Genomic DNA, 26,459 nt, shown 5'->3' on the forward strand with positions numbered 1-26,459 from the left:
TAACCCAGCTAAGCCTTACCTAGCAAAACGGCCCGCTCGCGCCTGCCGGTCTTGCCAACCGACGAGCGCCCGGTCACCTAGAGTGAATCACGTCGGCCGAGCGCAGGTACAGGACGCAGGGAAGGACGCACCCTGGTGAAATGGTGGCTGTTCCCCGCGTTCGGCATCGTCGCCTGCGCCGTGTACCTGTCGATGCCGGCGGGCACTCCCTCGAACACGCTCTTCGTGGCCGTCTCCGTCGCGTCCGTCGCCGCAGTCGTCGTCGGCGTTGCAGTGAACCGGCCCGCATCGATGTCCGGGTGGATTCTGATCGCGATCGGGAGCGGACTCTGGGCCCTGGGTGACGCGACGGCGTTCGCTCTGGCGACGGCGGACTCGCCCCCCGCCATCACCGTCGTCGACATCATCTATCTCGCCGGATACCCCGTTCTCGCATCGGGGCTCTACCTTCTGGTCCACCGGGGCTGGCGTCGAGGCCAACTCGGTCACGTGGCCAACAGTGCCATCGTGATGATCGCGTTCGGTCTGTTGCTGTGGGTGTTCGTCGTACGTCCCGATTCGGTCGACGTGTCCACCGCCGAAGGAGTGCTGGCCGTCGCCTATCCGGCGATGGATGTGTACCTGCTCGGTCTGCTCGTTCACTTCGTCGGCGCACCGCAGTGGCGGAGCGCCTCCTATCGTCTGCTCACCGTCGCCGTACTCGTCGTGCTGGCAGCCGATCTCGCCGCCGAAGCGACCTCCACTTCGTTCGTCGGAATAGGTACGGGCGTGACCGACGCCGGGTATCTCGCCTTCTACCTCCTGGTCGGAACGGCCGCTCTGCACCCGTCGGTGTGCACTCTCGCGTCGCCGAAACCGCGACGAGGCCCGGCGGACACAGCGGCTGCCTCGTTCAGCTTCCCCACCGTCGTGGTCGTCACTGCCGCTACTCTCACCGCGCCCGCAGCCATGGCCATCCTCTTGATCCGCGGCGAACCGGTGGCGGAATGGGGCTGGGGCGTCGTGGCATGCGCCACCGTTCTCGTCGTCCTCGTGTTCATCCGCGTGTCCGAGCTGCTCCTGCTTCTGGCACGACAGACGCGTGCACTGCGCAGCGTCGCCGAGACGGACCAACTCACCGGCTTGTCCAATCGCATCGGCGTCGAGAAATGGATGTCCCACGACAGTCGCCGCGACACGCCACTGGCGTTCCTGATCATCGACGTCGACCGGTTCCACGAGATCAACGACACCTTCGGCCACGGTATCGGTGACGACGTGCTGCGCGCGGTTGCGATTCGGCTCGGCGCTTCGATCGGTCGAGTCGGCGTGATCGGTCGAGTCGGGGCCGACGAGTTCGCCGTGGTCCTGCACGCCGAGCGATCGGACGCCGTCAGTGTCGCCGGGCGCCTGCATGCGTCACTGAATCAGCCCGTTACCGTCGGCCCGGCCACGCTGCTCGTGGAAGTCAGCATCGGCATTGCCCTGTCGGCGAACAGGACTCGATCCGACGTCTCGGCCACCACCGAAGGATTGGCCAAACAGGCCTATCGCGCAACACAATACGCAAAAACAGTGCAGCCACGTATTGCCGTGTACGACAGTTCGATGGACCGCGACAACAGCGCCCAGCTGTCACTGCTCAGCGAGCTGGGAAACGCCATCGAGCAAAGACATCTCGCTATCTACTATCAAGTGCAGGTCGACCTGACGACGATGAGGGCGATCGGTGTCGAAGCCCTCCTGCGATGGAACCATCCGGAACGCGGTCTCGTCGAACCCGCGGCATTCCTTCCCGTGGCGGAGCGCACCGGCCTGATCAGACCGCTACTCGACTACGTGCTCACCGAGGTCGCCACCCAACGGCACGCATGGAGCGAAGACGGCATCGACCTGACCGTGTCGGTCAACATCTCGACCCGAAACCTGTTGGACACCACACTCGTCGAGCAGGTTGCGCGAGTACTGGACACCTCGCACCTCGACCCGTCGACACTCGCGATCGAGATCACCGAGACGTCGTCGATGACGGACCCGCCAGGGGCGATCGAAACCCTGAACCAGCTGCGTGATCTCGGCGTCACGCTCGTCATCGACGATTACGGCACCGGGTACAGCTCGCTCGCGTACCTGCAGACCCTGCCCGTGCAGCAACTGAAAATCGACAAGGTCTTCGTCGCCGACATGACATCGGTCGTCGCACACCAGGTCATCGTTCGTTCCACGATCGACCTCGCCCGGACACTCGGGCTCACCGTCGTAGCCGAGGGGGTCGAGGACGAGCAGACGCTCCTGGCGTTGAAGGAACTTCGCTGCGACCACGCTCAGGGCTTCCATCTGGGCCGTCCCGTGCCGGCCGCCGACATACCCGCGGTGGTCGCTGCACTCGAACAGAGAATCGGTGGAGAGGTGCAAACATCATGACTTTCGGCAACGGCGCCGGGGAACACATGTCCGTTCACACGGCCATCCGGTCGAGGCGTGACGTCCGCGCCGAGTTCGACGGAACGTGCATCGACGACGCCATGCTGCACCGAATTCTCGATGCCGCCCACCATGCGCCCAGCGTGGGCAACACTCAGCCGTGGGACTTCGTGGTCGTGCAGTCACCGGACACCCTTGCCGCGTTCGAGAGGCACGTTGCCGCCGAACGACTGGCGTTCGCCGAATCGCTGCCTGCGGACAGGCGCGCGACGTTCGACCCGATCCGCATCGAGGGAATCGAATCGAGCCGCACAGGGGTCGTCGTCACCTACGACCCGGAGCGCGGCGGCACACACATCCTCGGGCGCGCAACCGTCGACGACACCGGATTGTTCTCCGCGGTACTCGCCATCCAGAACCTCTGGCTCGCAGCGGTGTCGGAAAGAATTGGAGTCGGCTGGGTCTCGTTCTACCAGGAGCAGTTCCTCACCGAACTACTCGACATACCGTCCCCGGTGCGGCCCATAGCGTGGCTGTGCGTGGGACCGGTCACCGAATTCCAGGAGGTCCCCGACCTCGAGCGCTTCGGCTGGCGCCATCGCCGTCCCCTGTCCGACGCCGTTCACCACGAGCGGTTCCGGCGGCAGTAGTTCACCAGCCCCAGCTGCCCGGAATCCCCTTGAACGGGCCGACGACATCGCTGGTGATCCAGCCTTCGTAGAACCCACCTTCCTGCGGGGTGGCGCGTTCACCGTCGACCTCGCACTCCAAGCGACTGGGCGAGAACGCGAGATGCCCTGTGATGGGCAGAAATTGCTCGGTCGGAGTCTCGTAGCTCCACGCCGCGCCTTCGCTGACCGCGTCACCACAGACGACATCCCAGTACGTCGCCGCGCCCTTCCATTCGCAGTGGGTGGACCGTGCCGCCGACGGCCTCAGGGCATCTGCGGCGACGTCGTCGCGCGGGATGTACCACGTCGGGGGATGGCTCGTTTCGAGGACTCGCCACGCCTCCCTGGTCTCGGCGACGAGGATTCCCCCGAACCTGACGGTGATCAATCGGTTCGAATGCTCCAGACGCGGAGGGCGAGGGTAGTCCCACACCGACTCCTGCCCGGGGCCTGGCTGTAGCGGCGTCACGTCGGTCATCCTCTCGATGGTGCCACGGACTGCGCCGGTCCATCGGAGCTCACTGCCTCGTGCCTGCTCAGGGCGCATCGACCGGGTAGAGATCCTCGACGCGGTCGTCGTCGAGAACCCATCGGTCCACGTCGACGAGCGGATCGACGTCTGTGCTCTCCGGCTGTACTCGTTGCGCGGGCCGAACGGACGGCATGTCCGGAACGGTCTCGACGATAGGTCCGGTCGGCCGGGTGATCTCGCGACGGTCTTCGATGCCGGCACCGGTTTCGACGGCCTCGGGCGTGAGGGCGTCGGGTGTGGGGGCGTCGGGTGTGGGGGCGTCGGGAATCTGGTCGACCGTCACCACGGTGCCCGACGGCACCCTGACCAGAATGCCCAGGCCGTGGGTGGCGGCGAGCAAGCTGACCGGCGCAACGGTGGCGATGGTCGCCGACAGCGCCGGATGCAATGTGCCTGCACCGGAAATGAAGGCGTGCATGGCGTTTGCCCCGATGCTGACGAGAGCGGCCGTGACCAACACCGCCCAGAAGAAGCGTCGACCACTGCGTTGATCCTCGAACTGGGCGAGAGCGATCACCGAAATGGTGGCCTGCAGAATCGTGCCGTCCACGATGACGGGCCACAGCCAGGACAGGCTCCGTGGAACACCCGCCATGGTCGCCAGGTCCCACAGCGCAGCGAAACTGAGAACGAACGACGCAATACCGATGACGGTGGTGATGACGACCGCACTAGCCAGCGTCGCCCGCAGGACCTTGTTCATGACTCGACATCCTGCACCTGCCCACCGACAGAAAGCCTCGCCCCTCAAGCTCCGACGGCCGCTGCGTATCCGACGACGCCCGCCATACAGGTGAGCATGCACACGACGAGGGTGCCGACGGCGAACGGCCACGCAGCGCGTCCGCGAGCCAGGCGAACGAGAGTCGTCACCAGGCCCGCGACGCCGACGAGCCCCGCCGCCCCCAGTGTTGCTCCGACGGCGGTGACCGCCCCGTCGGCACTGCACGTCTCCGGAGGGCAGTGATCGAGAAACGCCAGCGAAAACACCCCGACCAGCAATGCCACCCCGCCGAGCATCACCGTGAACACGAGAGCAGTCACCGAGACGGCGACGTCCCATCCCTTCACCCGAGGCGGCAACGGAGTTCGATCCACGTCGGTGAGACTAGGCCACCAGGAGTGGAGCCTGCAGAAACGACCCGTCAGACCAGGAGCGGGGCATGCAGGAACGACCAGATCAGGCCAGGAGCGGAGCCTGCAGAAACGACCCGTTAGGCGAAGCGTGCTTCGGCGCGGTAGTAGTCGGCGCGATCGTGCGCGGACATTCCGCCCCACACTCCGTACGGTTCGTTCACCGACAGCGCGTGCGTTCGGCATCGGAGGAGCACCGGACACGTCGAGCAGATGTCCTTCGCCTTGCGCTCGCGTTGCGCGCGAGCGCGTCCACGCTCCCCCTCCGGGTGGTAGAACACCGACGAGTCGTACCCACGACACCGACCGTGCAACTGCCACTCCCACACATCTGCGGTCGGTACCGGCAACTCCACCGGCCTGGACGGCGCACCTCTCACCATCGGTGTCTCCTCTTCGGACGCTCGTGCGACAAGGCTCGTGACCTGTCCGCGCGGATGATGTAGTCGTGAACTAGTTCACTTTCTCGCATTCACCATATTTTTGGCAAGAAAGTCGTTCATTCGTATGCTTAAAAACCAGCACCGCTGCTTCATACCTCGCTCCTCCGCCGAACCGAACGTGACGTTCGGTCACTTGAAGTGAGCGAATGTGCCGTTCGGTCACTTGGAGTGACCGAACGGTTCATTCGGTCCGAAGATAGGTCTCGAGTTCGGCGATGATCGAGGCGGCGATGTCTGCGGGTGGTGGGCCGACGTCGATGACGATGGCGGGTTCGTCGGGGTCGATGGGTTCGAGGGTGGACATCTGGGTGTCGAGGAGGCCGCTGGGCATGAAGTGGTTCATGCGGGCGTTGAGTCTGCCGCTGATGCGTTCGCGGGAGCCTGCGAGGTGAACGAAGACGACGTTGCCCTCCGAGCCTCGGCGGAGGATGTCGCGGTAGCTGCGTTTGAGTGCCGAGCACGTGACGATTCCTGGCTCACCTGCTTCTGCGTGCGCTCGGATCCAGTCCGCGATGGTCTCGAGCCACGGCCATCGGTCTTCGTCGGTGAGTGGGTGGCCCGAGGCCATTTTCGCGACGTTGGCGTCGGGGTGCAGGTCGTCGCCCTCCTGCAGGTCCCATTTGAGTGCTCCGGCGAGAATGCCTGCGACGGTGGACTTTCCGGATCCGGATACGCCCATGATCACCAGTACCGGGTGCGTTGTCATGTCAGATCACCACACTCAACGCCAGGACACCGGCCAGGCCTGTCACCGAGATCACGCACTCCATCACGCTCCATGTCTTCAGATTCTGCACGACGGAGGTACCCAGATATTCCTTGACCAACCAGAATCCGGCGTCGTTGACGTGCGACAGGAAGAGTGAGCCTGCGCCGATGGCCAGGACCATCAGGGAGACGTGGGTCGAGGACAGTTCTGCTGCAACAGGAGCCAGGATTCCCGACGCGGTCACCGTGGCCACGGTTGCCGAACCGGTCGCGACGCGAATCAGTACCGCAACCAACCAGGCGAGGAAGAGAACGGGGAGGCTGCTGGATTTGATGGCGTCGGCGATGACGTCGGCGATTCCGGTGTCGATGAGTACTTGCTTGAAACCGCCTCCGGCGCCGACGATCAGGAGGATTCCGGCGATCGGGGGCAGTGAGCTCTCGACGGATTTCGCGATCGCGGGCCGGTCCATTCCACCTCCGCGGCCGAGGAGGAAGATTCCGGCGAGGACGGCGATTCCCAGCGCGACCACGGGTGTGCCGAGGAAGTCGAGCAGACCCTTCAGTGGTGAACTCGATTCTGCGGCAATGACATCGGCCGCTGCCTTGCCGAGCATGAGGACCACGGGCAGCAGGATCGCAGCAAGGGTCGCCGCAAATGTCGGGCGTCGGCGCGATTCCTCGTTCTCGGATGTTTCGAACAGGGCGGGAACCGGCACATCGACCCACTTGGACGCGAGCTTGCCGAACAGCGGTCCGGCGACGACGACCGTCGGGATCGCGACGATCACTCCGAGACCGAGCGTGAGTCCGAGGTTGGCGTCCAGAGCGGAGACGGCGACGAGCGGGCCCGGGTGCGGTGGCACGAGACCGTGCATCGCGGACAGTCCAGCCAGCGTCGGGATGGCGATTCGAATCAGAGGCTGACCGGACCGCCGGGCCACCAGGATGATCACCGGCATCAGCAGGACGAGGCCGATCTCGAAGAACATAGGAAGCCCGATCACGGCGCCGACGAGCGCCATCGTCCACGGAAGGAGCGCGGGCGAGGATTTCCCGACGAGTGTGTCGACCACGCGGTCCGCTCCGCCGGAATCGGCGAGCAGTTTTCCGAACATCGCGCCGAAGCCGATGAGGATGCCGACGCTGCCCATCGTCGATCCGAAGCCCTCGACGAACGCTGCGACCGAATCGGCTGCACCGAGTTCGGCGGCGATTCCGACTCCGACGGCTCCGATGGTCAGGGAGACGAACGGGTGGAGTTTGAGCCAGGTGATGAGACCGATGATGACCGCGACGCCGACGATCGCGGACAGGATGAGTCGAGCGTCCGACGCGGTGGCGCCGTCGGCGGCCTGAGCAAGTGTCGTGAGCATGGGCATTTACCTTTTCGGTGAGGTGGTCGGCACCTCCCCCGGGAGGTGACTCGGCTCACTATGCCCAAAAGTACGACGAATGACAAGACCTCGGCCGATTTGTACTACAAATAGCTAGACGGGCACCACTCGCTGCAGGAACGCGATCTGATCCGCGACGACGCGCTCGAAGGCGTCGCCGACGTAGATGGCGAAGTGCCCGTCGGGATAGCTCATGACCTCGCCGCGCGGCGCGCGTGCAGCGTGCCGGAGAGTTGCTTTCGCCGGGGCGACGGTGTCCGTCTCGCACACCGTGAACAGGATCGGACACGTGACGTTCGACGCATGACGCCCCGGTCGTCGCAGTGGGATGTCCAGCCCGACCCTGGCGAGAACCTCGTTGCGGAACGACGCCCCGCTGGGAAGGAGCGCCAGGTAACCGTCGAGCGCATCCTCGGACGACATCAGCGCCGTCGCGCCCGGCTTGCCGGCGAGCGGGATCGTTCGGGGTGCTCGGCCGAGCGCAGAACCGAGCTTGTCGCGCAGAGCGCGAGCAGTAACACGCACCGCGACCAGTGGATTCGTCGCAAGCGCCGATGCAATGCCGTCGGTGAAGGGGCACTGGGAGATCACCGCATCGACGTGACCGTCCCGCGCCGCCGCGACGATCACGTGCCCGCCGCCGAACGACGTGCCCCAGAGCACGATCTTCTCGGCCCGGGTGCGGGCGAACGCGATGGCGGCGGCCCAGTCTTCCAACTGTTCGTCGATGTCGAGGAGCTGACGTGGCTCGCCGTCGCTGCCGCCGAAGTGCCGGTAGTCGAACACCAGGCACGAATATCCCTGGGCCGCGAACATCTCCGCGAAGGCGTCGAGTCTCATCTCCTTGACGCCGCCGAGGCCGTGCCCCATGACCACCACCGGTGCACCGGCAGCCCCCTGGTAGAACCAGGCGGCGCACTCGATACCCCCGGACGGAAAACGCACGTCGACTCTGTCTGCAGTCATTGGACATCCCTCCCGCCCGTCACAGTAGCGGGAAGAGAACCCGGCGCACACGTGGCACGATCGAGAAGTGGTAGCCGAATCCTTGCAGTTGCACGTCACCGTCCTGGAGAAACTGGGACGCGACATCGTCGACGGAACGATCGTCCCGGGTACCCGGATTTCCGCCGACGACGTGGCTGCCCGCTTCGAGGTCTCGCGGACCGTGGTGCGCGAGGTCGTCCGCGTGCTCGAGTCGCTCGGGCTCCTGACCGTCAGACGCAAGGTAGGCATCACCGTGCAGGAGTCGACGGCGTGGAACGCGCTCGATCCGCTGGTGATCCGGTGGCAACTGGCCGGCCCCGATCGCGCGAAGCAGCTGATCGTTCTCAGTGAACTTCGTTCCGGCATAGAGCCTTTGGCTGCTCGCCTCGCCGCTGATCGTGCGACCCCGCAGCAGTGCGGCCAGCTGACCGCGGCGGTGATCGGCATGTCGGCCACCTCTCGCGCCGCGAATTCCGACGCCTACCTCGCTCACGACTCCGATTTTCACCGCACGTTGCTCGCGGCGTCGGGCAATCCGATGTTGCGCTCGATGTCGGAGATCGTCGTCGAGGTACTCGCCGGTCGGACACGGCACGCGTTGATGCCGCACCAGGCCGACCCGGAAGCGATTCGTCTCCACGGCGTCGTCGCGTCGTCGATCCAGGCCGGGGACGCGGCCGCCGCGGAGCAGGCCATGCTCGAGATCGTCACCGAGTCCGCCGCCGCGATGTCCGAGACTGCACGGGGTGAGTGACACGATGCCCACTGATCGACACACCGGCCGAGGCCGTGACGAGTCACCGCGATCCGCGGGCGCCCTGGTGGACGAGGTCCTCGGTTCCGAGGCGCAGCGTGAACGTCGCCGACGAATCCTGGACTCGACTCTCGCGCTGGCATCGAAGGGCGGGTACGACGCGGTGCAGATGCGTGCGGTCGCCGAACGTGCCGACGTGGCTGTCGGAACGTTGTACCGCTATTTCCCGTCGAAAGTGCATCTGCTCGTCTCCGCGCTTGCCCGCGAGTTCGAGAAGATCGCCGCGAAACGCACGTTCCCGTCCGGCCGGACGCCGCGGGAACGCATGCATCTGGTCCTGAGTCAGATCACACGTGCGATGCAGCGTGATCCGTTGCTCACCGAAGCGATGACCCGAGCATTCATGTCGGCCGACGCCTCCGCGGCCGCCGAGGTCGATCATGTGGGTCGATTGATGGACCGAATGTTCGCCGAGGCGATGAGCGACGGTGAGCCGACACAGTTGCAGCTCAACATCGCTCGTGTCGTCAGCGACGTCTGGTTGTCCAATCTGGTGGCGTGGTTGACGCGGCGATCGTCGGCGAACGATGTTGCGATGAGGCTGGAATTGACCGTCGACCTGCTCCTCGGAAACGCCGAAGCGTCGATGTGACGTGAGGGGACCGGTGAGCCGGTTCCGCGGCTATCGCATAGATTCATTCGAGTGACTGCTCTGGAACTGCCACTGGAACTCCGACGCGCTCTCATCGGCGTCGCCCGGACCCCTCGCCTCCTCGTCACCTCGGACTACGACGGCACGATGGCTCCCATCGTGTCCGATCCGCTGAAGGCGTTTCCCCACGCAGAGGCCGTCAGCGCCATGCGCGGGCTCGCGACGCTCGCCGGTACCACCGCGGCGGTCATCTCCGGCCGCGCACTACGTGACCTGGCAACACTGTCCCGGTTGCCCGCCGAAGTTCAGCTCGTCGGAAGCCACGGCAGTGAGTTCGACATCGGTTTCATCCACGCGATCGACGACAAGGCCAAGAAGCTGCTCGGTGACATCTCCGCCGAGATGGAGTCGATCGCCGGCCGATTCCCCGGCGTCGGAGTGGAGGTCAAGCCGGCGAGCGCTGCGCTGCACGTACGCAACGCCGAGCCCGTCGACGCGGAACGGGCGTTGAACGCCGTGCGCGAGGGCGTCGCCCGCCGTGACGGAGTGCAGGTCACCGAAGGCAAGTCGGTGATCGAACTCGCTGTCATCGTCACCGACAAGGGCGTCGCCCTGGACATCCTCCGGCACCAGGAAGGCGCGACCGCAGCGGTCTTCTTCGGCGACGACGTCACCGACGAGAAGGCCTTCGCTCGCCTCCACGGTCCGGACATCGGCGTCAAGGTCGGTGCAGGCGACAGTTCGGCCGAGTTCCGGATCGACTCCACGCAGCAGGTTGCGCTGGCCTTGGCGTTCTTGCTCGAGGAACGACGCCAGTGGCTCTCGGGAGCCGACGCGCCTCGTATCGAACGGCTGACGATGCTGGCCAGCCCCAACGCCGTCGCCCTGGTGACTCCCGACGCGGACCTCACCTGGCTGTGCCATCCGGAGCCCGATGCCGCTGCCGTCTTCGCGCACCTTCTCGGCGGCGACGAAGCGGGCCATTTCAGCGTCGGCCCGACGCGTACGGCTCTACCGCTGAGCCAGCAGTACGTCGACGGCACGATGACCGTGCAGACCAAGTGGTCGAGCCTCCAGGTCACCGACTACCTTCCGCACGACGTGCCCACCGGTCAGACGTGTGTGACACGCGTGATCACCGGAAAAGCCGCGGCGGTCGTGACGTTTGCGCCTCGCCCCGAGTTCGGCAAGGTCCGAGTGCAACTCGAACCCGAGGCCGACGGCCTCCGCATTCACGGCACGGCCGACCCGATGGTCTTGCGAAGCCCCGGAGTGCGGTGGAACGTCGTGTCCGACGGCACCCAGCAAACCGCTCATGCCGAGGTGGATCCGTCGAGCGGCCCGGTCGTTCTCGAATTGCGTTTGGGAACAGAGGATCTCGGACCGTCGGAAGTACCCGAGGTCGAGCGACGTCGGCAGGCCGAGGCGTACTGGAAGGAGTGGGTCGACGGACTGGCTCTTCCGCCGCTCAAACGAGATCTGATGAAGCGATCCGCCCTGACACTGCGCGGCCTCGTTCACGCGGAGTCGGGTTCCATCATGGCGGCCGCCACCACGTCACTGCCCGAGGAAATCGGCGGCGTCAGGAACTGGGACTACCGCTACTGCTGGCTACGCGACGCCGCCCTCACCGCCTCGGCGCTGGTCAACGTCGGTTCCACCGCCGAGGCGGAAAGCTACCTGTCCTGGATTCACGGTGTGCTGCAATCGGTTCCGGGACCGGAACGTCTGCATCCGCTGTACACCATCTGGGGTCTGGGACTGCCACCGGAAGCCGTCATCGACGAACTACCCGGGTACGCCGGCTCGCGGCCGGTGCGCGTCGGAAACGCCGCGAACCAGCAGGTTCAGCTCGACGTCTTCGGGCCGATCGTCGACCTCATCTCGTCGCTCGCGCACGCGCGTCAGGCGACAGGGCTGGAAGGGAAAGAGGCCCTGTCCGAGGACGATTGGTCGCTGGTCCGGTCCATGGTGGAGGCCGTGATGCGGCGGTGGACCGAACCCGATCACGGTATCTGGGAGATCCGCGGCAATCCTCGCCACCACGTCTACTCGAAAGTCATGGGCTGGTTGACGGTGGACCGGGCGCTGACCCTCGCCGCGAGCTTCGGCCGCACTGCCGAACCAACGTGGGAGACACTGCGTTCGACGATTCGCGCCGAGGTTCTCGAGCAGGGGTGGAACGACGAGGTCCAGTCCTACACCGCGGCGTACGACGGCACGGACCTCGACGCCGCCACGCTGCACATCGGCCTGTCCGGCCTGATCGATCCCTCGGACCCGCGGTTCGCCGCAACCGTCACCGCTACCGAAGCCGAACTGCGCAGTGGATCGACCGTCTACCGGTACCACCACGACGACGGTTTGCCCGGCGGCGAAGGCGGGTTCCACCTCTGTGCAGCCTGGCTCGTCGAGGCTTACCTGCTCGTCGGGCAGCGCGCCGAAGCGGAAGCCCTGTTCGCGCAGCTGGTCAGCGCGGCAGGACCCACCGGACTGCTCAGCGAGGAATACGATCCGGTCGCGGAGCGGTCACTGGGTAACCACCCGCAGGCCTACAGCCACCTCGGACTGCTCAGGTGCGCGGCGTTGCTCAGCTGAACACCCCCGCCGCTCACGCGGTGGGGGGAGCACCCGCAGTACGTCCCTTGACCAATTCGGTCGGCAGGAATTCGGCGGTCACGACGCCGGAGCGCGCGGTCGACGTCAGCAATGTGCCTGCGCGTCGACCCTTCTCCTCGGCGTCCTGACGAACCGTCGTCACGTTCTCTCGGATGGCGTCCTCGACGCCGTCGAATCCGGTGACGGTGAGTTCGCCGGGGACGTCGATGCCGGTGACCTTCGCGAAGTTCAGCGCTCCCAGTGCAAGGACGTCGGTGGTGCACAGCAGCGCGGTGGTGTCTCGATTCGCTTGCAGCGCTTGGGCTGCCGCCGAGTGGCCGGAACGTCGTGTGTGCTCGAAACGTTCGACGACGGTCAGAGCGTCCGGGTCGAGTCCGGCTTCCCGCATCGCGTCCTGGACTCCGGCGATACGCTCACGCTGGACGTGGAAGTGACTGTTGGCCAGCCGCACCGGGGGTACGACGCCGTCGCGTCGGTCCCGTCCGAGGCGCATGCACAGCACCGCGATGTGCTTGTGCCCGAGGGCGATGACCTGGTCGGCGATGAGTTTCATCGCGGCGCGGTCGTCGATGGCGACCAGTGCGGCTTCGGGGACGCCTCGTGGTTGGTCGCAGATGACGATGGGCAGGTGCCGTTCGCGGACGGCCAGGAGATAGGGGTCGTCGTCGGCGACGGAGTAGACGACGAAGGCGTCGACCCCTGCCTGTTGGACGACAGCCGCGGCGGCGGTGTCGTCTCGGTCCGGGCCTGCGGGAATCAGCAGCAGGCCTTGCCCGGCGGCTTCGCACGATTCCGCGAGGCCGGCGAGGAACGCCATGGCGGCCGGGTCGCGGAACGAGTAGCTCAGCGCCTCGGTAAGAACCAGACCGACAGCCCCGGCTTTCCGGGTACGCAGCGACCGTGCCACGGGATCGGGCCCGGCGTATCCGCGACGTTTGGCTGCCATCAGCACGCGTTCCCGCAGCTCAGGTGACAGTTGATCGGGGCGGTTGTAGGCGTTCGACACCGTGGTGCGTGACACCTTCAGTTCGGCGGCGATGGACGCCAATGTGGCCGGGCGACGCGGCTCCCTCGACCTGGACATACTCGGACGTTAGTCGCATACCGGGTCGCAGCGAAAATCGGGCCGTGTTTGCCCGATTCGATCGCTGACGTGCGCGAAGCTAGAATACAACGGTAACCGTTTCCAATTGCATCTGATTCTTCACTCCGAAGGAGTGCCCCCATGCGTCGCACCGCCACCACCCTCGTCGGCCTGTCCTGTGCAGCGGCCCTCGCGCTCAGCGCCTGCAGCTCCGACACGCAGTCCACCGCCTCCACCGACTCCGCCCCCGCGACCGCCGTCGACGGCCCCGTCACCATCGTGGCGTCGACCAACGTGTGGGGCAGCGTCGCCGAAGCCGTCGCAGGCGACCTCGCCACCGTCGACTCCATCATCGCGGACCCGTCGGCCGATCCCCACTCCTACGAGGCGTCCCCCGGTGACGCAGCCAAGGTCGCCGAGGCCTCCCTGGTCGTCTACAACGGCGGCGGATACGACGAATTCATCGACGACATCCTGTCCTCCGAGGGCAAGAACGTCCCGAGCGTCAACGCCTTCGACCTCCTCGGAGAAGAACACGGTCACGAAGGCGAGGGCACCCACGAGGACGAGCCCGCCGCCGGAGAGGCTGCCACCGAGGACGAGCACGGCCACAGCCACGGCGAGGTCAACGAGCACGTCTGGTACAACGCCGAAGTCGCCGCTGCCACAGCAGAATCCATCGCCGAGAAGCTCGGACAGCTGGATCCGGACAACGCGGCGCAGTACACCGCGAACGCCGAGTCGTTCCACGAGCAGGTCCACGCCATCACCGACGTGACCGCGAAGATCGCGGCCGATCACCCCAATGCACCTGTCGCACAGACCGAACCGATCGCGCACTACCTGATCGAGGAGTCGAGCCTCGACGATCGCACACCGGAGGACTTCAAGGACGCCATCGAGGAGGGCAACGACCCGTCCCCCGCGTCCATCGCCGCGACACGTGATCTCTTCACCTCGAACAGCGTCGACGTTCTGATCTACAACATCCAGACCCAGGACGCAGTCACCCAGGACATCCGTTCCACGGCCGAGGCCGCGAACATTCCTGTCGTCGAGGTCACCGAGACCTTGCCGGAAGGCCAGACGTACATCCAGTGGCAGACCAAGGCTGCCGAGGATCTGCAAGCCGCACTCAGTGCATCCTGAGTGGGCCTGACCACCCAGGTGCTGGAAAGCTGTAACCCATGTCTGCTGTAGAACTGCGCGACGCCGAGCTGTCGTTCGGTGACCGCACGTTGTGGCAGAACCTCGACCTCGAGGTCGAGCCAGGAGAATTCGTGGCGATCCTCGGCCCCAACGGGTCGGGGAAAACCTCCCTGCTCAAGGTGTTGCTAGGCCAGAACCAGCTGACGTCGGGCACGGCGACCATCGGCGGCTCACCCGTCCGGCGGGGCCAGTCCGGCGTCGGATACGTCCCCCAGCAACGCAGCATCGACGACGGCCTGCCGCTCCGCGGACGAGACCTCGTCGGGCTCGGCTGGGACGGGCACAAGTGGGGCCTCGGTTTCCGCGGAATGCGTGAGCGCAAGCGCATCGTCCAGGCCGCCATCGACCAGGTCGACGCGAACGCGTTCGCCGGAGCACCCGTCGGAACGATGTCCGGTGGCGAGCAGCAACGGCTCCGCATCGCGCAGGCACTCGTCGGCGATCCGTCGGTGCTGCTGTGCGACGAGCCACTGCTCAGCCTCGACCTCGCCAACCAACGCCTCGTGTCCGAACTGATCGATCGCCGACGCCGCGAGCACGACACCGCCGTCCTGTTCGTCACCCACGAGATCAACCCGATCCTCCCCCTCGTCGATCGAATCGTCTACATCGTCGACGGCAAGTTCCGCATCGGATCGCCGTCGACGGTCATGACCACCGAAGTTCTCTCCGAGCTCTACGGGACCGAGGTCGAGGTCCTCCGAGTCCGCGGACGCCTCGTCGTCGTCGGAACCGGCGACTCCATCGACGCACTCGGCACCGCAGGTGCGCACCACCCCCCGACCGAGGACGTCTCATGAACGAGAAAGTCGTCGACGCCTTCTCCAAGATGCTCGATTTCAGTTCCACCGCCAACCTGCTCGGATACGACTTCGTCCAGCAAGCGCTCATCGCCGCCGCGATCCTCGGACTCCTCGCCGGAGCACTGGGACCACTCATCGTCAGCAGACAATGGGCGTTCGCCGTCCACGGCTCGAGCGAACTGTCCTTGACGGGCGCATCGGCGGCACTGCTGGTGGGCATCACCGTCGGGCTCGGTGCCATCGTGGGATCCGTCGTCGCCGCCGTGATGTTCGCGCTACTGGGATCCAAGGCACGCGACCGCGACTCCGTCATCGGCGTCATCATGTCCTTCGGTCTCGGATTGTCGGTCCTCTTCATCTGGCTCTACCCAGGACGAACCGGAACGAGCTTCTCGCTCCTCATCGGCCAGATCGTCGGCGTCGGGCAGAGCGGCCTGCAGTTGCTGCTGATCTGCGCCGTCGTCGTGCTGATCGTGTTGGCCGTCGTCTACCGCCCGTTGCTGTTCGCCAGCACCGACCCGGAGGTCGCCCTGGCCCGTGGCGTCCCGGTGCGCGCACTGTCGGTCGTGTTCGCGGTGCTCGTCGGTGTTGCCTGCGCTCTGGGCGTCCAGATCGTCGGAGCACTCCTGGTGCTGTCGCTGCTGATCACGCCCGCCGCCGCCGCTGCCCGCGTCACCGCGAGCCCGCTGAAGGCGACGATCCTGTCGATCGTGTTCGCCGAGACCGCAGCAGTGGGCGGAATCCTGCTGTCGCTCGCTCCCGGCGTTCCCGTCTCGACGTTCGTCACCACCATCTCGTTCGTCATCTACCTCGTCTGCCGGGTCGTCGGCTCGCGGAGGAAGTCCAACTCGGGGCGCGTGCTCGTCTGATCCGGTTTCACCGGTCCTGAGTGCACACGAATCGCCTCCTGGGGTCACATCCGGCCCTCCGGACCCGACTTGTGTGCACTGGGGTCGCCCGCGCACCTCGGAGCGAATGTGCCGTTCGGTCACCTCGGGCCGCATAGAATCGTCGACGATGCCTTCCATCGATTTGAATTCCGACCTCGGCGAAAGCTTCGGCACGTGGAAGCTCGGCGACGACGACGCCATGCTGACCCTCGTCACGAGCGCGAATGTCGCGTGCGGGTTTCACGCGGGTGATCCGACGACGATTCTGGCGACGTGCCGGGCTGCTGTCGACAATGCAGTTCGTATCGGCGCTCAGGTCGGGTATCGCGATCTCGCGGGCTTCGGCAGGCGTTTCGTCGACATGGAACCGGCCGACCTGACTGCGGACGTGCTGTATCAGATCGGCGCCCTGGACGGTCTCGCTCGTGCCGCGGGTTCCGCTGTCTCGTACGTCAAGCCGCACGGTGCGCTGTACAACGCGATCGTCGGCCATCGCGAGCAGGCCCGCGCCGTCGTCGATGCCGTCCGCACCTACGATCCCGCGCTTCCGGTTCTGGGGCTTCCCGGCTCGGTGTTCCTCGAGGAAGCGAGCCAGGCCGGCCTTCGTACGGTGAGCGAAGCGTTCGCGGACCGCGCCTACACACCGGCGGGAGAACTGGTGTCCCGGCGGGAAGCCGATTCGGTCCTGTCCGATCCCACCGAGGTGGCGAGGCGAGCTCTGCGCCTGGTGCAGGAGGGCACGATCGAAGCGATCGACGGGTCGACCGTACGGATCGACGCGGAATCGGTGTGCGTCCACGGGGACTCTCCCGGCGCCGTCGAGATGGCCGTGGCCGTACAGAACATACTGTCCGACAACGACATCGACATCACCGCGTTCGTCTGATGTTCGTCCGCGACGCCGGAGACCGGGCAGTGCTCGTCGAATACGCAGATCTCGCCGACGCCATGGCGAACTACCGGTCGTTGGCGGCATCGCGGATCGACTCGGTGGTCGACCTCGTCCCGGCCACACGGACAGTTCTGGTTCGGCACAACGGAAATCGAGACGCCGTACTCGCCTGGGTTCGCAGCACCGAACCGTCCGCGCAGGAAGTCGAGGACGACACCGACACCGTCGTCGTAGCCGTCACCTACGACGGTGAGGACCTGAGCGACGTCGCCGAGGCCACCGGCCTGACGGTCGCCGAGGTCGTCCGGGCGCACACCGAGCAGACGTGGACGGTCGCATTCGGCGGCTTCGCACCGGGATTCGGCTATCTCGTCGGTCAGGACGACCGCTTGACCGTGCCACGGAGAACAACACCGCGTACGACGGTGCCCGCCGGGTCCGTCGGGCTCGCCGGTCAATTCTCCGGAGTGTATCCACGCAGTTCACCGGGTGGTTGGCAGCTCATCGGCCGGACCGATGCCGTGCTGTGGGACGTGGAACGTGATCCACCTGCACTGCTCCGGCCGGGCGTCACAGTTCGGTTCGAACAACGATGAAATCCCTCGAGGTTCTCACCCCGGGCCCCCTGTGCACCGTCCAGGACCGCGGTCGTCCCGGGCATTCCGGGATCGGCGTCGGTTGGTCGGGCGCCGCGGACCGGGCTGCACACGACGCCGCGAATCGACTCGTCGGAAACACCGTCGACGCCGCAACCCTCGAAGCGACCTTCGGTGGCCTCCGCGTTCGGGCGCGTGGACAGGTGGTCGTCGCCGTCGTCGGTGCGGAGTGCCCGGTGACGGTCGGCGGCATCGCCGACGGCATGGAGTGCACGCTGATTCTGAACGACGGCGACGAATTGAGCCTGGGCACACCGACGTCGGGCCTTCGAACCTATCTGGCCGTGCGCGGCGGCGTCGACGTCCCGAAGGTTCTGGGCAGCCGGTCGACGGACACGATGTCCGGCCTGGGACCCCCGCCGCTCGAGGCAGGCACCATCCTCGCGATCGGCGACGACGTATCCGATTGGCCCGCAACAGAACTGGCGCCGCAAGTCACATCATCCGGGCCGATCGGGATCGTGCCGGGTCCACGTGCGGACTGGTTCGACAATCCGTCGGCACTGTTCGAGCAGGAATGGACCGTCACCGCCGACGCCGATCGTGTCGGCGTACGTCTCGAAAGCGCCACCGCACTGGTGCGCACCGACTCCACTGAACTGCCCAGCGAGGGAATGGTGATCGGAGCTCTACAGGTGCCTCCGGACGGCAAACCCGTCGTCTTCCTGGCCGACCACCCCGTCACCGGCGGTTACCCGGTGATCGGCGTGGTGCGCGACGCCGACCTATCGCGGCTGGGGCAGCTACGGCCGGGCGACTCGGTGCGCTTCGGTCCTCGATAGATGCCTCGGCCTGCGCGTCACTTCGACGCAGCAGCCGCCAACTCGGGGACGAGCGCGTCGATCGCGAACGGCAGACTCAGGACGCTGCCCCATGTGAGGGCGCCGGAGACGATGGGGTCGTCGACGAAAACGTCCCGTCCGTCCTTGGCCACGTTCAGCACCTGATACGTGGGTGTCGCTCTGATTCGGTCGCTCGTGCCTTCGGTGCCCCCGGTGTTCCACACCAGAACGTCGAGTTCGAGCATCCCGAGTTGTTCCGTGCTGATCTCGAATGCATCGAGATCCCCTGCAAGGTCCGTGATCTGCTGCGGGATGACGAATCCGAGCGAAGTGAGCAGGCGGGACCGCTGATCGTTGGGTGACCGCACCCAGAACGAACCGGGCTCACCCGATTCGACCACCGCTACTGTCTTTCCTTCGAATTCGGGGTGGGCCTCGCGCTGCTCGCCGAGTTCGGCGTCGACGCTCCGGACGAGCTCTGCAGCTCTGTCGGCCTCGCCCAGCGTGTCGCCGACGAGACGCACGCTTTCCTGCCACGGCATACCGAAATCCGGATAGTCGGGCGAACCCGTCACCGTAGGTGCGATCTCCGAAAGCCTGGCGTACGCGTCGGTGCTCACGTCGATGTACTGCGCCATGATCAGGTCCGGTTCGAGCTTCGCTATGCCCTCGAAATCGATGTTGGCCGCACCGGTGAACTGGCCCCGGTTCAACACCTCGGGGTGGGCGTCGCCGAGGGCATCCTGCGCCCACGGCCACGTCGCGTCCGGATAGTCGCCGTACCAGTCGGTGACGCCGACCGGGACCTCACCGAACGCGAGCAGGGTGTCCTGATCGGAGTACCCGACCGTGACGATGCGCTCCGGGTCCACGGGTACCTCGGTGGTACCCAGCTTGTGGACGACGGATCTGGTGTCGCTCGCCGTATCGGGAGCGGACTCCGACGAACATGCGACCGATCCGAGCAACAGTCCGGCCGTCGCGACACCGGCGTACAGCCGTGACTTCTTCGACATCATTCGACACACCCTCTCTAAGGTGTGCCTAACCTACCAGCTGATTCGGAGCCGTGTGGTCAGAGCCTGCGCTGCCGTGCGATGTCGGCCAGCACGACTCCGGCCGCGACGGAGGCGTTCAAGGACTCCACCGGTCCGGCCATCGGAATGGACAGGATGGAATCGCACGTCTCGCGGACGAGACGGGACAGGCCCTTGCCCTCGGAGCCGACGACGATGGCGACGGGGCCACTGGCGTCGAAGTTGTCGAGCGTGGTGTCACCCTCGGCGTCGAGGCCGACGATGGTGACGCCCTTGGTCTGCCAATCCTTGAGCGTTCGCGTCAGGTTGGTTGCGCGGGCGACGGGCAGGCGAGCGGCGGCACCGGCGCTGGTGCGCCACGCGACGGCGGACACGCTTGCACTTCGGCGCTGCGGAATGACGACGCCGTGGCCTCCGAACGCGGCGACGGACCGGACGACGGCACCGAGGTTTCGCGGGTCGGTGATGTTGTCGAGGGCAACCAGCAGTGCGGGCTCCTGCTGAGCGCGAGCGTTGCCGATAAGGTCGTCGGGGTGTGCGTAGCGGTACGGCGGCACCTGCAGGGCCAGACCCTGATGCAGACCGTTGGCGCTCAGCTTGTCCAGGTCCGACCGCGGCACCTCGAGGATGGAGATGCCGGCGTCGGCTGCACGCTGAACGCTTTCCTTCAGTCGTTCGTCGCTGTCCGTTCCGACGGCCACCCACAGTGCTGTGGCGGGGACGCCGGCGCGGAGGCATTCGACGACGGGGTTGCGACCGAGAACGACCTCGGGACCGTCGTCGTTCTTGCGACTGGCGACGCGTCCACCACCCTGGCGAGTGCCGCCGTTCCTGCCGCCGCTGTTCTGGGCGGCTTTGTCCGCCAGCTTCGCCCTGCGCGACGCCGGATGTTTGGTCCTGGCCTCGGCCGGAGGGGTCGCGCCACGTCCTTCGAGGCCCCGGCGACGGTTGCCACCGGATCCGGCGACCTGCCCCTTCTTGGTGCCTGACTTGCGTACTGCGCCGCGCCTACTGGAATTGCCTGCCATCACTGCCCTGCTTCGTCGTTACTGCTCGTGTCCCCGACGGTCCATTCCGGCCCGCTCGGGGTATCTGTCACATCTATGCCGGCCTTGGCGAGGCGGTCGCGTATCGCGTCCGCCGTCGGCCAGTCCTTGTCGATCTTCGCCTGCGCGCGACGCTGCAACTCTGCGTCGACGAGCACACCGAGCGCACCGACGACGGCGTCGTTGTCGCTTGCCCCCGACGACCAGTGTGGGTCGAGTGGGTCCACACCGAGAATCGACAACATGGCCCGCACTTTCGAGGCCTGCTCGACGGCGCCCAGGAGGTCGCCGCTTTCGAGGGCGCTGTTGCCTGCCTTGACCGTCGCATGGACGGCAGCCAAAGCCTTGGGTACGCCGAGGTCGTCGTTCAATGCCGCGGCGAAGTCCTCGGTCCACGTCCCGAGTGGAATATCGCCCGCGCGTTCGACGGTCCGTTTGACGAATCCTTCGATGCCTCGGTACGTGACCGCCGCTGTCTGCAATGCGTTGTCCGAGTACTCGAGCATCGAGCGGTAGTGCGCGCTGCCGAGGTAGTACCGAAGCTCTTGCGGCCGAACACTTTTGAGCACGTTGGGCACCGACAGCACGTTGCCGAGCGACTTGGACATCTTCTCGCCGCCCATCGTCACCCACCCGTTGTGCAGCCAGTACCGACTGAAGCCGTCACCGGCGGCTTTGCTCTGGGCACGCTCGTTCTCGTGGTGTGGGAACACCAGATCCAGACCGCCGCAATGGATGTCGAAATCGGATCCGAGGTACGCCTCGCACATCGCGGAGCACTCGAGGTGCCAACCGGGGCGACCGCGGCCCCACGGCGTCGGCCACGACGGCTCACCGGGTTTGGCGGCCTTCCACAGCGTGAAATCGCGAGGATCCCGCTTGCCTGCGCCGACGCTTTCGCCCTGGTGGACGTCGTCGAGCTTGTGGCCGGACAGCGCGCCGTAGTCGGGGAAGCTGACAACGTCGAAGTAGACGTCACCGTCGGCAGCGTAAGCGTGACCGGATGCGATCAGTCGCTCGATCAGTTCCACCATCTGCGTGATGTGCCCGGTCGCGCGCGGTTCCGCCGACGGCGGAAGCACACCCAGTTTGTCGTACGCCCACGTGAAGGACCGCTCGAACGTCGCGGCCCACTCCCACCACGGGCGCCCCGCGTCGCGTGCCTTGTTCAGAATCTTGTCGTCGATGTCGGTGACGTTGCGAATGAAAGCGACGTCGTAGTCGTGCGCCGACAGCCAGCGACGCAGGACGTCGAACGCGACGCCGCTACGAACGTGGCCGATGTGCGGTTCACCCTGAACCGTTGCCCCACACAGGTACACCGAAGCATGGCCAGGGACCAAGGGGGAGAATTCCCGCAGGGCCCTCGTCTCGGTGTCGTATAGGTGAAGGGTCACGACCAGCAATCCTACCGGTGCATTTACTCGCTCATGACAAGTGCGGTCGCGACGGCGGCGATTCCCTCGCCGCGGCCGGTCAATCCCAAACCGTCGGTGGTGGTCGCCGATACCGACACGGGCGCCCCCAGCACCGCGGACAACACTTCCTGTGCCTCCGCGCGCCGCGGGCCGATCTTGGGCCTGTTGCCGATGATCTGTACGGCAGCGTTACCGATGGAGAACCCGTTCTCCGTCAACAATCGTCGAACCTCGGTCAGCATCGCAGCCCCGCTGACGCCGTCCCATTCCGGGCGGCCGGTGCCGAACACCGAACCCAGGTCACCGAGTCCAGCCGCGGACAGCAGTGCATCGCACAGCGCGTGCGATGCGACGTCACCGTCGGAGTGCCCGTCCAGACCGTCGGCATCGGCGAATTCGAGGCCCGCCAGCCAGCACGGTCGGCCTTTCGCGATGGGGTGGACGTCGGTACCGATCCCGACTCTCATGAGTTCTCCCGCCCGACGATGGCTTCCGCAAGAAGAAGGTCGTGCGGAGTGGTGATCTTGAAGGCAAGTGCGTCGCCGACGATGGTGTGGACGGTTTCGCCCAGACGTTCCACCAGGCCTGCGTCGTCGGTGGCGATGCTCGAAACTTCCGCGTAGGCGCGGTGCAGAAGGTCGGCGCGGAATCCCTGCGGCGTCTGTATCGCGCGCAACCCGCTGCGTTCGGGGGTGCCCAGAACCGCGCCCATGAGGTCGACGGTCTTGATGGTGTCGGCTACCGGCAGTGCGGGTACGACGGCGCGCCGGCCGGCTCGAACTTCCGCCACGACGCGCGCGATCAGCGACGGAGGGGTCAGTGCGCGGGCCGCGTCGTGGACGAGAACGATGTCCGCGCCCTCGGCTGCTTTCAGTCCGACGGCGACGGTGTCGGTGCGTTCTGCTGCACCGGCAACGACGGTGACGTCGGCGAACAGGTCACGCGTGTGCTCGACGAGTTCCTCCGGCACCATCACGACGATTCGGTCGACGGATCCTGATGCGATCAGGCCGTCGACCGAGCGTCGAAGAAGCGTGGTGCCACCGACTGTCACGAAGGCTTTGGGCAGACCCTGCTGAAGACGCAGGCCCTGCCCCGCCGCCGGAACGAGTGCGACGACGGAACCCGAGGTGGCTCCTGTCACCGTGGTGTCGCTGGTGATCAGGATGCTGCGGCGAGTACTTCGTCCAGCATGGTGTCCGCCTTGGCCTGGTCGGTTCCCTCGGCCAGAGCCAATTCTCCGACGAGGATCTGACGGGCCTTGGCCAGCATGCGCTTCTCGCCTGCGGACAATCCACGGTCCTGCTCACGCCGCCAGAGGTCACGAACGACCTCGGCAACTTTGTTGACGTCGCCCGAAGCAAGCTTCTCGAGGTTCGCCTTGTATCGACGGGACCAGTTGGTGGGCTCTTCGGTGTGCGGCGCACGAAGAACCTGGAACACCTTGTCCAGTCCTTCTTGTCCTACTACGTCGCGAACGCCGACATATTCGGCGTTGTCTGCAGGAACTCGAACGGTGAGATCGCCCTGAGCTACTTTGAGAACTAGGTACTCTTTCGGTTCACCCTTGATGGTGCGGGTTTCTATCGCTTCGATCAGCGCCGCTCCGTGATGGGGGTAAACGACGGTGTCTCCGACCTTGAAAATCATGTGTCCCGTGCCCCTTTCGATTTTCCCAGTTTACCACGCGCCCGGATCAACGGCGCAGGTCAGGGGCACGGAGCCGACGCGGCAGGGGTTGACATGGGCGCCTGGACGTGCAGTGCCGACCTCTCGAGTCGCCCCGCGGGCTCCGGTCTCGACCCCCGATTCGCATCCCTCCTCCGTGTGGCGCAGACGACACGGAGCAGCGCTTTCTCACCCCTCCGAGCATGCAATCGACACCCCGCCGACACGCCGAGAAGTCGGCAATCGGACAGCGTGTTCGCGCCCCAGCGATCCATCGCCGCGGGCTGACTACTACTCTGCCTAGTGGACCGACGAATCGGCTGAACGACGCAGCCGCCTCGCCCGCGCCATCGACACCGGCCACACCTGGAGGACGACGAAGTGACTGCGTTCATTGCTGCGACCGCGAACCCGAAGACCAGTACCAGCCTGGAGCCTGCGGTACGCCCCGGAAAGCGACTGGCAGCCGTTGTCGCCCTCGCAGCCGGCGGTGTACTCGCACTGTCCGCGTGCGGCGCAGGCCAGATCTCGCAGACGGCGACGCAGGTGTCCGCCGTCAACGGAAACTCCGCCGACATCGGTGACATCTCGCTGCGCAACGTTCACGTCGTCTACCCGCAGACCGAGGAGTACTCGATCGAGGCAGGCGGCAAGGTGGAGCTCGGATTCATCGCCGTCAACAACAGCCCTGCAAACGCAGACACTCTGACGCGCATCTCCACGACAGCGGCGTCGTCGATCACCGTCGGCGAAGAGCCGGGTGGAACCGAGATCGCACCGCTGACTGCACTCGGCGCCGGTACGCCCGTGGACAACGAGGCCACCAACCCCGACATTCCGCTTCAGTTCATCGTCGTCGAGCTCAACGGCATCGGCGAGGAAGTTCGTCCGGGCTTGACCGTTCCGATCACCTTCACCTTCGAAGACGCGGGCGACGTGGAGCTTCTCGTTCCCGTCGATGCCGGTCAGGTCCTCGAGCGCAACATCTCCGAGAAGTCCCCCGTCGAGGCGGAGCTGCACGGCGAAGCTGCGGAAGCCGAGCAGAGCGTCGTCGAGACCGAGGTCGAAGAAGGCGCGGACGGGAACAACTGATCTTCGACGCATTCGATGTCGGTGGTCACCTCTAGTCTTCTCCCGTGGCCAAACTGAAGTCCAACTACCGCTGTTCGGCCTGCCATCACACCGTCGCCAAATGGGTGGGGCGCTGCCCGGAGTGCGGTAGCTGGGGTTCGATGGACGAGGCCACGGTCCTCGCACCCGTCGCCACCCGAGCAGGCGCGTCCGGCCTCGGGGCCGGAAACACACGGTCGACGCTAGCGCCGATGATCCCGACGTCGCCCGCTGCCGCGATCACCCAGATCAGCAGCACGACGTCCCAGGCCAATTCCACCGGCATCAGCGAGTTCGACCGGGTTCTCGGTGGCGGCCTCGTTCCCGGATCCGTCGTACTTCTCGCGGGCGAGCCGGGCGTCGGAAAATCGACGCTGCTCCTCGAGGTCGTCCATCGGTGGGCACGAACGGGTGAGGACAGACGCGCCCTGTACGTCACGGGTGAGGAGTCCGCCGGGCAGGTACGTCTGCGTGCCGACCGCACCGGGGCTGTCCACGAGCGTGTGTTCCTCGCCGCCGAATCGGACCTCGCCACGGTGTTCGGGCACGTGGAGCAAGTCAAGCCCAGCCTGCTCATCGTCGACTCGGTACAGACGATGCTCGCCGCCGACGTCGACGGAGTCATCGGCGGCGTCACCCAGGTACGCGCCATCACCAGTGCATTGACCTCGCTCGCCAAGACGACCGGAGTCGCGGTACTGCTCATCGGTCACGTCACGAAGGACGGCGCGGTGGCCGGACCGAGGTCCCTCGAACACCTCGTCGACGTCGTCCTCCACTTCGAAGGCGACAAACACTCCACCCTGCGGATGATCCGAGGCGTCAAGAACCGATTCGGCGCATCCGACGAGGTCGGCTGCTTCGAACTCCGCGAGACGGGCATCGTCGGCATCTCCGACCCATCCGGGCTGTTCCTGCACCACCGGACGGAGTCCGTCGCAGGCACGGCGGTCACCGTCACCATGGACGGCAAGCGCCCCCTGCTCGCCGAACTGCAGGCACTCGTCGTCGAGACACACATGCCGTCACCGAGACGGGCCGTCAGCGGCCTCGACTCCGCCCGCGTCGCAATGATCCTCGCGGTCCTCGAGAAACACTGCGGCCTCAAGATCGCCAAGTGCGAGGTCTACGCCGCCACGGTCGGAGGTATGAAAACCACCGAACCCGCCGTGGACCTTGCCCTCGCCGCCGCCGTCGCATCCGGCGTCAACAACGTGCCACTCGATCCCGGCCTCGTCATCCTGGGCGAAGTCGGCCTCGCAGGCGAGATCCGCCGCGTGTCCGGCCTCGGCAGAAGACTCGCCGAAGCGGCACGCCTCGGCTTCACCCACGCCATCACGCCTCCACACGACGACCCGATGCCCGCCGGAATGAAAGTCAGAACAGTCACCAACCTCGCCGACGCCCTGACCTCCGTCCGTCCCCGCTCTCGCTAGTCAGCACGCAAATTCGGGTCATTCCGCGGGCTCCACTCCCGCATAATCGGGTCATTCCGCAGGCTCCACTCCCGCTCACGTAACCTCTTTCCTGCAGGACACGCACCACCCCTGCATCCGTGAACGCC

27 protein-coding genes are annotated in these 26,459 nt (G+C 66.0%); 13 read left to right on the forward strand and 14 right to left on the reverse strand.

Features of this window, described 5'->3' with window-relative positions; translation table 11 throughout:
- Nucleotides 1–135: 135 nt before the first annotated feature.
- Both BH95_RS15570 and bluB read left to right on the forward strand, forming a co-directional pair.
- Nucleotides 136–2,403 (forward strand): putative bifunctional diguanylate cyclase/phosphodiesterase, encoded by a 2,268-nt coding sequence (locus BH95_RS15570; RefSeq protein WP_037183020.1) that lies wholly within the window; start codon nt 136–138, stop codon nt 2,401–2,403.
- Nucleotides 2,400–3,053: a 5,6-dimethylbenzimidazole synthase gene (gene bluB, locus BH95_RS15575; protein WP_037183023.1), complete on the forward strand. Its 654-nt coding sequence runs from the start codon at nt 2,400–2,402 to the stop codon at nt 3,051–3,053. Before BH95_RS15570 ends, bluB begins: the two co-directional genes overlap by 4 nt.
- Before the next feature lies 1 nt (nt 3,054).
- On the opposite strand, the gene BH95_RS15580 is transcribed toward bluB, so the two are convergent.
- From BH95_RS15580 to BH95_RS15610, 7 genes are all read right to left on the reverse strand, one after another.
- On the reverse strand, nt 3,055–3,552 hold the full coding sequence (locus BH95_RS15580; RefSeq protein WP_026347429.1) for a DUF427 domain-containing protein: 498 nt from the start codon (nt 3,550–3,552) through the stop codon (nt 3,055–3,057).
- A gap of 58 nt (nt 3,553–3,610) precedes the next feature.
- Nucleotides 3,611–4,309 (reverse strand): DUF2637 domain-containing protein, encoded by a 699-nt coding sequence (locus BH95_RS15585; protein ID WP_037164142.1) that lies wholly within the window; start codon nt 4,307–4,309, stop codon nt 3,611–3,613.
- 44 nt (nt 4,310–4,353) lie between these two features.
- Nucleotides 4,354–4,677 (reverse strand): hypothetical protein, encoded by a 324-nt coding sequence (locus BH95_RS15590; RefSeq protein ID WP_037164144.1) that lies wholly within the window; start codon nt 4,675–4,677, stop codon nt 4,354–4,356.
- Nucleotides 4,678–4,820: 143 nt separating this feature from the next.
- A complete protein-coding gene (locus BH95_RS15595; protein WP_033190153.1) occupies nt 4,821–5,123 on the reverse strand; it encodes a WhiB family transcriptional regulator in 303 nt (100 codons plus the stop codon).
- 241 nt (nt 5,124–5,364) lie between these two features.
- Complete coding sequence (locus tag BH95_RS15600) at nt 5,365–5,889, reverse strand: gluconokinase (RefSeq protein ID WP_019663101.1); 525 nt, start codon at nt 5,887–5,889, stop codon at nt 5,365–5,367.
- Between the two features lies 1 nt (nt 5,890).
- Complete coding sequence (locus BH95_RS15605; protein WP_037183026.1) at nt 5,891–7,267, reverse strand: GntP family permease; 1,377 nt, start codon at nt 7,265–7,267, stop codon at nt 5,891–5,893.
- A 114-nt stretch (nt 7,268–7,381) separates the two neighbouring features.
- Complete coding sequence (locus tag BH95_RS15610) at nt 7,382–8,254, reverse strand: alpha/beta hydrolase (RefSeq protein WP_037183029.1); 873 nt, start codon at nt 8,252–8,254, stop codon at nt 7,382–7,384.
- 67 nt (nt 8,255–8,321) lie between these two features.
- Between BH95_RS15610 and BH95_RS15615 the strand changes: the two genes are divergently transcribed.
- From BH95_RS15615 to otsB, 3 genes are read left to right on the forward strand one after another with little or no spacing between them, the layout of a single operon-like run.
- The gene (locus BH95_RS15615; RefSeq protein WP_037143407.1) at nt 8,322–9,029 is read left to right on the forward strand and encodes a FadR/GntR family transcriptional regulator; all 708 of its coding nucleotides are present in this window, start codon (nt 8,322–8,324) and stop codon (nt 9,027–9,029) included.
- A 4-nt stretch (nt 9,030–9,033) separates the two neighbouring features.
- Complete coding sequence (gene kstR, locus BH95_RS15620) at nt 9,034–9,681, forward strand: cholesterol catabolism transcriptional regulator KstR (protein ID WP_037144636.1); 648 nt, start codon at nt 9,034–9,036, stop codon at nt 9,679–9,681.
- A gap of 51 nt (nt 9,682–9,732) precedes the next feature.
- Nucleotides 9,733–12,279 (forward strand): trehalose-phosphatase, encoded by a 2,547-nt coding sequence (gene otsB / locus BH95_RS15625; RefSeq protein ID WP_019663096.1) that lies wholly within the window; start codon nt 9,733–9,735, stop codon nt 12,277–12,279.
- Nucleotides 12,280–12,292: 13 nt separating this feature from the next.
- On the opposite strand, the gene BH95_RS15630 is transcribed toward otsB, so the two are convergent.
- Nucleotides 12,293–13,384, reverse strand: coding sequence for a LacI family DNA-binding transcriptional regulator (locus BH95_RS15630; RefSeq protein ID WP_026347426.1), 1,092 nt, complete (start codon nt 13,382–13,384; stop codon nt 12,293–12,295).
- 141 nt (nt 13,385–13,525) lie between these two features.
- Between BH95_RS15630 and BH95_RS15635 the strand changes: the two genes are divergently transcribed.
- The 6 genes from BH95_RS15635 to BH95_RS15660 all read left to right on the forward strand — a co-directional run bounded on the left by BH95_RS15635 (nt 13,526) and on the right by BH95_RS15660 (nt 18,616).
- Nucleotides 13,526–14,533, forward strand: coding sequence for a metal ABC transporter solute-binding protein, Zn/Mn family (locus BH95_RS15635; RefSeq protein WP_019663094.1), 1,008 nt, complete (start codon nt 13,526–13,528; stop codon nt 14,531–14,533).
- 38 nt (nt 14,534–14,571) lie between these two features.
- Nucleotides 14,572–15,393 (forward strand): metal ABC transporter ATP-binding protein, encoded by an 822-nt coding sequence (locus BH95_RS15640; RefSeq protein ID WP_037183032.1) that lies wholly within the window; start codon nt 14,572–14,574, stop codon nt 15,391–15,393.
- Nucleotides 15,390–16,265 (forward strand): metal ABC transporter permease, encoded by an 876-nt coding sequence (locus BH95_RS15645; RefSeq protein WP_037164151.1) that lies wholly within the window; start codon nt 15,390–15,392, stop codon nt 16,263–16,265. The genes BH95_RS15640 and BH95_RS15645 overlap by 4 nt, the downstream gene beginning before the upstream one ends.
- Nucleotides 16,266–16,413: 148 nt before the next feature.
- Entirely contained in the window at nt 16,414–17,172 is a 759-nt protein-coding gene (locus tag BH95_RS15650; protein WP_037183034.1) for a LamB/YcsF family protein, read from the forward strand.
- Nucleotides 17,172–17,774 (forward strand): 5-oxoprolinase subunit B family protein, encoded by a 603-nt coding sequence (locus BH95_RS15655; RefSeq protein WP_037143395.1) that lies wholly within the window; start codon nt 17,172–17,174, stop codon nt 17,772–17,774. Before BH95_RS15650 ends, BH95_RS15655 begins: the two co-directional genes overlap by 1 nt.
- Nucleotides 17,771–18,616, forward strand: a complete 846-nt coding sequence (locus tag BH95_RS15660; RefSeq protein WP_037183037.1) for a biotin-dependent carboxyltransferase family protein — start codon at nt 17,771–17,773, stop codon at nt 18,614–18,616. Before BH95_RS15655 ends, BH95_RS15660 begins: the two co-directional genes overlap by 4 nt.
- Nucleotides 18,617–18,633: 17 nt before the next feature.
- Here the strand turns inward: BH95_RS15660 and BH95_RS15665 are convergent, their stop codons facing one another.
- From BH95_RS15665 to carD, 6 genes are read right to left on the reverse strand one after another with little or no spacing between them, the layout of a single operon-like run.
- Complete coding sequence (locus BH95_RS15665) at nt 18,634–19,635, reverse strand: iron-siderophore ABC transporter substrate-binding protein (RefSeq protein ID WP_244164981.1); 1,002 nt, start codon at nt 19,633–19,635, stop codon at nt 18,634–18,636.
- Between the two features lie 56 nt (nt 19,636–19,691).
- Nucleotides 19,692–20,681: a 23S rRNA (guanosine(2251)-2'-O)-methyltransferase RlmB gene (rlmB, locus tag BH95_RS15670; RefSeq protein WP_019663087.1), complete on the reverse strand. Its 990-nt coding sequence runs from the start codon at nt 20,679–20,681 to the stop codon at nt 19,692–19,694.
- Nucleotides 20,681–22,096 carry a cysteine--tRNA ligase gene (gene cysS, locus BH95_RS15675; RefSeq protein WP_037185168.1) on the reverse strand — a complete coding sequence of 472 codons (1,416 nt, stop codon included), beginning with the start codon at nt 22,094–22,096 and terminating at the stop codon, nt 20,681–20,683. Before cysS ends, rlmB begins: the two co-directional genes overlap by 1 nt.
- Before the next feature lie 23 nt (nt 22,097–22,119).
- Nucleotides 22,120–22,584, reverse strand: a complete 465-nt coding sequence (ispF, locus tag BH95_RS15680) for a 2-C-methyl-D-erythritol 2,4-cyclodiphosphate synthase (protein ID WP_037164153.1) — start codon at nt 22,582–22,584, stop codon at nt 22,120–22,122.
- Nucleotides 22,581–23,261: a 2-C-methyl-D-erythritol 4-phosphate cytidylyltransferase gene (gene ispD, locus BH95_RS15685; protein ID WP_037183042.1), complete on the reverse strand. Its 681-nt coding sequence runs from the start codon at nt 23,259–23,261 to the stop codon at nt 22,581–22,583. The genes ispF and ispD overlap by 4 nt, the downstream gene beginning before the upstream one ends.
- Before the next feature lie 17 nt (nt 23,262–23,278).
- Nucleotides 23,279–23,767 (reverse strand): RNA polymerase-binding transcription factor CarD, encoded by a 489-nt coding sequence (gene carD / locus BH95_RS15690; protein WP_019663083.1) that lies wholly within the window; start codon nt 23,765–23,767, stop codon nt 23,279–23,281.
- Nucleotides 23,768–24,214: 447 nt separating this feature from the next.
- Here carD and BH95_RS15695 point away from each other — a divergent pair, with 447 nt between their 5' ends.
- Both BH95_RS15695 and radA read left to right on the forward strand, forming a co-directional pair.
- Nucleotides 24,215–24,877 (forward strand): hypothetical protein, encoded by a 663-nt coding sequence (locus tag BH95_RS15695; RefSeq protein ID WP_371828088.1) that lies wholly within the window; start codon nt 24,215–24,217, stop codon nt 24,875–24,877.
- Between the two features lie 44 nt (nt 24,878–24,921).
- Nucleotides 24,922–26,331: a DNA repair protein RadA gene (gene radA, locus BH95_RS15700; RefSeq protein ID WP_020110908.1), complete on the forward strand. Its 1,410-nt coding sequence runs from the start codon at nt 24,922–24,924 to the stop codon at nt 26,329–26,331.
- Nucleotides 26,332–26,459: the final 128 nt, after the last annotated feature.

Origin of the sequence: Rhodococcoides fascians A44A (genome assembly GCF_000760735.1) — a bacterium.
Classification (GTDB): domain Bacteria; phylum Actinomycetota; class Actinomycetes; order Mycobacteriales; family Mycobacteriaceae; genus Rhodococcoides; species Rhodococcoides fascians_E.